This window comes from Marinobacter sp. 1-4A (assembly GCF_016597725.1).
GTDB lineage: Bacteria > Pseudomonadota > Gammaproteobacteria > Pseudomonadales > Oleiphilaceae > Marinobacter.
Window position 1 is genome coordinate 229174 of record NZ_VCGY01000006.1, and the last position, 6043, is coordinate 235216.

Annotated in this window: 7 protein-coding genes; 2 read left to right on the plus strand and 5 right to left on the minus strand. The window is 49.1% G+C overall.

Annotation, left to right across the window (positions count from 1 at the left end; translation table 11 throughout):
• Nucleotides 1–34: 34 nt before the first annotated feature.
• From FE845_RS14370 to FE845_RS14380, 3 genes are all read right to left on the minus strand, one after another.
• Entirely contained in the window at nucleotides 35–568 is a 534-nt protein-coding gene (locus tag FE845_RS14370) for a GNAT family N-acetyltransferase (protein ID WP_200365868.1), read from the minus strand.
• Nucleotides 540–842 (minus strand): DUF1778 domain-containing protein, encoded by a 303-nt coding sequence (locus FE845_RS14375; RefSeq protein WP_200365871.1) that lies wholly within the window; start codon nucleotides 840–842, stop codon nucleotides 540–542. The genes FE845_RS14370 and FE845_RS14375 overlap by 29 nt, the downstream gene beginning before the upstream one ends.
• A 343-nt stretch (nucleotides 843–1185) precedes the next feature.
• Nucleotides 1186–1800, minus strand: coding sequence for a tyrosine-type recombinase/integrase (locus tag FE845_RS14380; RefSeq protein WP_200365882.1), 615 nt, complete (start codon nucleotides 1798–1800; stop codon nucleotides 1186–1188).
• A gap of 658 nt (nucleotides 1801–2458) precedes the next feature.
• Here FE845_RS14380 and FE845_RS14385 point away from each other — a divergent pair.
• Nucleotides 2459–2917: a hypothetical protein gene (locus tag FE845_RS14385; RefSeq protein ID WP_200365884.1), complete on the plus strand. Its 459-nt coding sequence runs from the start codon at nucleotides 2459–2461 to the stop codon at nucleotides 2915–2917.
• A 60-nt stretch (nucleotides 2918–2977) separates the two neighbouring features.
• Here FE845_RS14385 and FE845_RS14390 read toward each other — a convergent pair whose 3' ends face one another.
• Both FE845_RS14390 and FE845_RS14395 read right to left on the minus strand, forming a co-directional pair.
• The gene (locus FE845_RS14390) at nucleotides 2978–3682 is read right to left on the minus strand and encodes a hypothetical protein (RefSeq protein ID WP_200365886.1); all 705 of its coding nucleotides are present in this window, start codon (nucleotides 3680–3682) and stop codon (nucleotides 2978–2980) included.
• Between the two features lie 981 nt (nucleotides 3683–4663).
• Entirely contained in the window at nucleotides 4664–4939 is a 276-nt protein-coding gene (locus FE845_RS14395) for a hypothetical protein (protein ID WP_200365888.1), read from the minus strand.
• A 767-nt stretch (nucleotides 4940–5706) separates the two neighbouring features.
• Between FE845_RS14395 and FE845_RS14400 the strand changes: the two genes are divergently transcribed.
• On the plus strand, nucleotides 5707–6043 hold a 337-nt coding region (locus FE845_RS14400), incomplete at its 3' end, for a site-specific integrase (protein WP_200365899.1).

Here is a 6043-nt window from a genome sequence, read left to right on the forward strand (position 1 = left end):
TCGGCAAGATCCACAGTAACAGGGCGGAACCCGGCTACTGTTCACCACCTGCGAGTGAGAGTTCAACTGCTTCCAAACATTGTTCAAAAGGTAGCCAAAGAGCTAAAGAGTCACCCTCAACGGCATCAATAGCAACGAACCCAAACTTTTCGTAGAATCCTTTCGAGTCGGCGTCCTTGGCATCTACCGCGCAGCCTATACCTCCAACTGAAATCGACGCATCAACAACTCGCCTCAGGCACTCGATCAAAAGGTATGCGCCTAATCCATATCCTTTCACAGAGTTATCAACCGCAAGCCGTGCCAGCCGGTAAACCGGCGGATCCGACGGAAATCGCTTTTGCAGGGGATGCCCTTGCGGGAAGACAAGGGTGCTGGGAAGAAGAGTGTAATAACCCAGAATCTCCGTCGGGTCGGCCTCATCTTCAATCAGCACATAAGTCCGTGTCGCCCTCTTCTGGCTGCTTTGCCGCGCAATTTTCTTCAAGAACTCGTTGAGTGCAGGTTTACCGCAGTCAAACTCTCGCCGATTGTGCTTTTTACTGATCTCTTCGGTTCTTAAAGTCACCAGCCAACTTCCTGTGGTTGAGTGCAGCTTCCCGAAGCTTTGGGTTAATCGGCTCAGGGTTATCCAGCAGCTCCAGCATAAGATCAGCACTTTGCCGGGAAACCTGGATTTGTAGCGCCTGACGCTCGGCCTCTTGTGCTTCTTTCTTTGCAGCGTAGATCAGGAACTGACTCAAGCTGCGGCCCGTTAACTCTGCTGCATGAGCAATAAGTCTCTGCGTTTCTTCATCGACACGGGCAACCAAGCGCGTGTCTTTACCTAGTGTGTTCATCATATACTTCACCGATGGTGGGATAGGATCGACTGGAACCCAAGAAAACCCTCTTCCTTGATAATAGTTATTCAAAGGACTCAATCCATGTGTGCCATTCTGGCACACTTAACCACCTCGATCAACTTAGTATGCCAATTTGGCAAATGGAATTTATCAGGTTCTCAGCTGCTGTGTTTTTCAAGATAGACGGCTTTGATTAGCTTGGAGTCTATGAGGGAAAAGCCCTGACCCAAATGTCCGCTTTTGTTTAGCGACGGGAGGAGCCTGTAACCCGAGGGTGATCATCGACCGGGGCTTGCAGCGTCTGAGGCATCCAAAGGGACCAAGGACACAAGTTACGCACCTAGATCTCAATACTCTCAGCTATCTCCAGAGCATCCTCGACCTCGACACCAAGGTACCGCACGGTGCTCGACATATTCGTGTGTCCCAACAGCAACTGAACGGCTCGAAGATTTTTGGTCTTCTTGTAAATCAATGTCGCTTTGCTACGTCTCATTGAATGGGTTGCGTAGACGGAAGGGTCAAGTCCAATGCTCGTAATCCACTTTTTGACAAGACGGGCGTATTGGTGAGTAGTGATATGGTCGAACTTTCGCATCCGGCTCGGCCACAAATAATCCATCCCTGAGAGTCCACGCAACTCGATCCATGCTTCGACCGATTCGCGCGTCTTTTTGGTTATCTCAAACTGAACAGGCTGACTGGTCTTCTGCTGGATGACTTGCGCCCGGTCCAGAACCTCACCGTTTCTGGAAATATCTCGAACCAATAGCTTTACCAGATCGCAGGATCGGAGTTTGCAGTCAATTGCCATGTTGAACATCGCCAGCTCGCGGATGTTCTTTGCTATCTCTAACCGAATACGGATAGCCCATATTTGTTCGAGTTTGAGCGGCAGCTTCTGGCCGACGAGCTTCCCTTTGTTCCAGGGAACTTTGTTGGTAGGAAACGTCATAACGTGGCCCTCTTCGGAGGGTAAGGGCCTTTAAGTATGGCTCAAAAGATTGTTCTCTGCTGGCCAACCTGGTCGCAAAGCGAACATTCAGACTAGGGGTAACGCTGAGGTAACCGGCGCCGGAGCGCCAGCGGAGGGAACCAAAAGCGGTACGCTTTTGGCGTCCGGTTGACCGTCTTGTTAAAAGCTACCGCTTCCAGAATTCCCACCATTTCCGACCGCCTTCCAAGTTCATTTCTTTTGCTCGGTCATAGCAAAGAGCACAAAGCAACTTTACCTGCGCTACTTCGAGAATCTGATCCGTCCACTCCCCGTTCTCTTCTGCGACAAGTTCGTTGCAGACTGTGCACCACGCATTTGGTCGCTTTTCATCTGAACTGGCAGGATAAAAAAAGCCGTAAGGCCGTCCCTCCCGCAGACCTTGCACAATGTGCTGACAGACGAAGGTCTCGTCTTGCTTTCCGTGCTTTGGGCAATCTACTTGGCTCACTTGCAACCTGCTTTTAACGCTTGCAGCATGCGCGCCTGCGAAATGGAGCCGAAGGCGCAATGTAGTAGGCGTCGCCGTGCCTGCACTTGTTATGTGTTTGGCTTCACTAGTTTAATGGCATACACCTTGCAACACTTAATTTTTAACTAATGATACTAGGGGCTAACCATGCAAATTGGAAGTGCAATAGCGACTTCAGCTATAACACCAACACAAAAAAGCGGCAACAATATGCCGCCCCAAACAACGATGACTGGCAACACACAACCCAACCAACCGCTAGCTCGTGAACTTGCCGAAACATTTGACCCAAAGAATATGAACTACAACGAGTCAATGGCTCTTGCCAGCGCCTTAATGAAAGCTGGCGAGGGTGATTTAAGCTCAGCATTCCTCCCCCCGCCACTTCTAAAGGTTAATAGTGATGGGAGTGTAATCGACACAACTGGAACGCCGGAAGCGGATGCTAAAATGAATAATAAATTCAACATGTTCGAAACGCTTACAGCTAGAATTGACTTTAATAAAAGTATGAATTTGCCAACAGACTTACTTGAGGATGCTTATTCCTTTTTAGAGAAAGTTCAAGTCGCCCGTAACACGCCGAGTATCAATGAGTACACATAACGCTTGCAGTTGCGGCAGGTACGGAGCACAGCGTAGTACCTGTCCGACAACCTGCACTTGTTATAGATCATTTGAAAGTTCCGAGCTTTTGAAAAGCAATACGTTTTCGCAAAGGTTGAAAAGCCTTGGAATTAATTCGTCGTGGCACTTTTCAATAAATGATACTACGTTTTCACCTTTTACTGGCTCGGGCTTGAAATTGATTTTTCCCTGCACATCACGACAAGGCTTTTTGTAGGTATATTCTTCGAATTCTAAGTGATCCCATTGGTTAGAAATCCTGATCAAATGCTTGTGCTTTATGGTATTTACGTATCCCTTAACCTTGTGAAAGGTAGTATCCATCAAGAAATCTGCTAGCTCATCATAAAAAGCCATATCCTCATATTTTTTGATGAAGCTTTCGTGCCATTTAATGCTTGTAGACTCAAAGTCCTCATTTACTGGTATAAATAGATTTAGAAGATAAGGAAATGAATCAAGCAAAGCATGGAGGCTATTGAGAAATGCAGCAATATTAGCCTCATAAACATACCTGACAGGAACTGTTTCTCCCGCTCGCCGATAGACTGAAATACTATCGAACCTCAAGTTAGATTCCGTCGCGGTTTCCACGAGGTTAACGTAGTGATATTCGCAATACTGGAGCCAGCGATAAATCGACTGGGTGCACAGTTCCAGCTTCGAGATTGCATCGCTTTCCTCGGCGCCAATTTCCTGCTTTTTTAGCGATATGAATCTGCCAATATCAAGCTGTTGTTCCACGGCCTCTGCCACCTTCTGATGATCTATAACGCTAAGCTTAGCGGCGCCACGTCAGTGGCGTCCGGTGGACGGCCCTCGGGCCGGGAACGTACTACAGCGACTTGTTAGCTGGGGGCATCAATGAAGCCCGATCTCTGGCAACCAACATCGCAGCCTACACCGCTGCCCTTGTACCAAAATTCGCCGGTGCATCTTTGTTGAAACCACCGCCAATAATACGGTGAATGAACCTGAACATCAGAGTAGCAGGTAAGCAAGGAACCAGCTCTCGGCGGACAGCCCCGCGCGGTTAACTCCAATTCCTAAACCACTATCGGTGGCCGATTGAGCTGCCAGCAAGACGCCAGATTTTCGGGCCTTGGCAGAGCTATAAACCATCCGGTTTTACTGCCAATTTCCGGCCAAGGCCAATGGCACCCAGCCACAAAAAAAGACCAAAGCACTACCAGCTAACGCTGAGCTTAGCGGCGCCACGACAGTGGCGTCCGGTGGACGGCCCTCGGGCCGGGAACGTACTACAGCGACTGGTTAGTTGGGGGCATCGGTGAAGCCCACTCCCTAGCAGTCAACATGATGGCATGCTCCTTTGCCCTTGCACCAAAATCAGCCGGTGCACCTTTATTTGAACCACCGCCAATGATGCGGTGAATGAACCTGAACGCCAGAATCGCAGGTAGGCAAGGAACCAACTTTCGGCGGACGACCCCACGACCGAAACACCCAATTCACTACCCGCACCGCTGACCGGCTGAGCTGCCAACATGATGCCGAATTTGAGGGCCTTGGCAAAGCACCGAAACCTCCGGCATTGCTACCCATTCGGGGCCAAGGCCAATGGCACATAGCCACCCCAAAGGGACAGAGCACTACCAACTAACGCCAATGTTAAGCGGCGACCTTGGAATGGTGCCAAAGGCGCCATGGAAAGGGTGTCCGGTGGAGGCCGCAGGCCGGAACGAACTTGAACGACTGGTTATGCATTTAGTCGCTGCCGCCACCGGAAAAATCACTGTCTGAGTTATTGTGACCAGATTTATCCTTTGAACAACCAAAGGGCCAAACAATTGATTCCGGATTGTGATTGCCAGCTCTCGGTTTCTTTCGCCTTTTCTCAGACTTCTGTTCCGGCCACCAAATAAGAATGAGAGCGAAAATAAAAAAGGGAACTGCCAGGTATGGGAAGCCAGCCTTGGCATGGCCGAGAAACACTAAGAAGCCAATATTGGCCACCCCCAAAAAAACCAGACCTATCTTCATTCCTCACCCATGAGATGCATAACGCCGCCAGCACGCGCGGCTTTGTAGTGGAGGCGAAGCCGCAATGGAAAAGCCGTCGCAGTGCCTGGCCTTGTTAAGCGCTTTCATTCAAAGACCCCGGAGGCCATCGACTTAGCGTTCTGGCTACAGCCTCAGCAATTTGCATTGTCGGTGGAGCTTCACACTCAAACCATTCTCCAAATGAGACCGCGATGCTTTGATATCCCGATTGATTTAGCTTGGCCAGAATCGTTGGTGTTACATTTTCACCGAGTACCCTCCAGATAGCCTCGCAGCATTCCTGAGGTGATGCCTCTAGGAAGGGGACGGGAGGAGAAACCAAGTTACCGAATTCCTCCCCCATAGCGACCTCGAAATCTGTTCTTAAATTTTGGTTGTCAGGCATGGGCATTTTTTACGCTTAACAGCTTATTAGTTTGCTTTCTTATTAAACCGCAACACCATCACCCAGTCCAATACTGCTTCACAACCTGAATAACCTCGATTTTTCAGATCATTACCCCTCCATCTCAGGGGGCTTTTGAGCTTTTGGTTCTGTGAAAAGTGTGCACGCGGGATATTTATGCACGTTTTTGCACGTTAAATCCAGTGGGTCGAATTTTTCCCATGCTGAAACAGATACCTACAGAGATGCATTGTGAAAAGCGAGCAGGGCCGTGCAAATTAAGCCGCAAGAATTTTGGCGTTTTTGGGTGGTTTTTATTATAACTGTACGTACATACAGCATTCAGCCACGGAGGGCGAGCGTGTCGAAATCACCGTTTCTACAATCGGTCCGCACAGAAATTAGGACAAAGCAGTACAGCTACCGAACCGAGAAGTCCTATCTTTACTGGGTTCGTCAGTTCATCCTTTTCAATGACAAGAAGCACCCAAAAGTCATGGGTAATCACGAAATTGAGCGTTTCCTGAATCACCTCGCCGTCAATCGGGGAGTCAGTCCGGGCACTCAAAATCAGGCACTATGCGCGATTATTTTTGTCTACAAGCATGTGCTGAAGCGGGAGATTGAAAACCTACAGTACAAGATGACGAAAACGCCTCGACGCATGCCAACCGTTCTGAGTCCCGATGAAGTTGCTT

Bases quoted from the DNA above. Each gene is read 5' to 3' on its own strand.
- FE845_RS14375 (WP_200365871.1), bottom strand. From the start codon at position 842: ATGATGAACACACTAGGTAAAGACACGCGCTTGGTTGCCCGTGTCGAT.
- FE845_RS14385 (WP_200365884.1), top strand. From the start codon at position 2,459: ATGCAAATTGGAAGTGCAATAGCGACTTCAGCTATAACACCAACACAA.
- FE845_RS14395 (WP_200365888.1), bottom strand. From the start codon at position 4,939: ATGAAGATAGGTCTGGTTTTTTTGGGGGTGGCCAATATTGGCTTCTTA.
- FE845_RS14380 (WP_200365882.1), bottom strand. From the start codon at position 1,800: ATGACGTTTCCTACCAACAAAGTTCCCTGGAACAAAGGGAAGCTCGTC.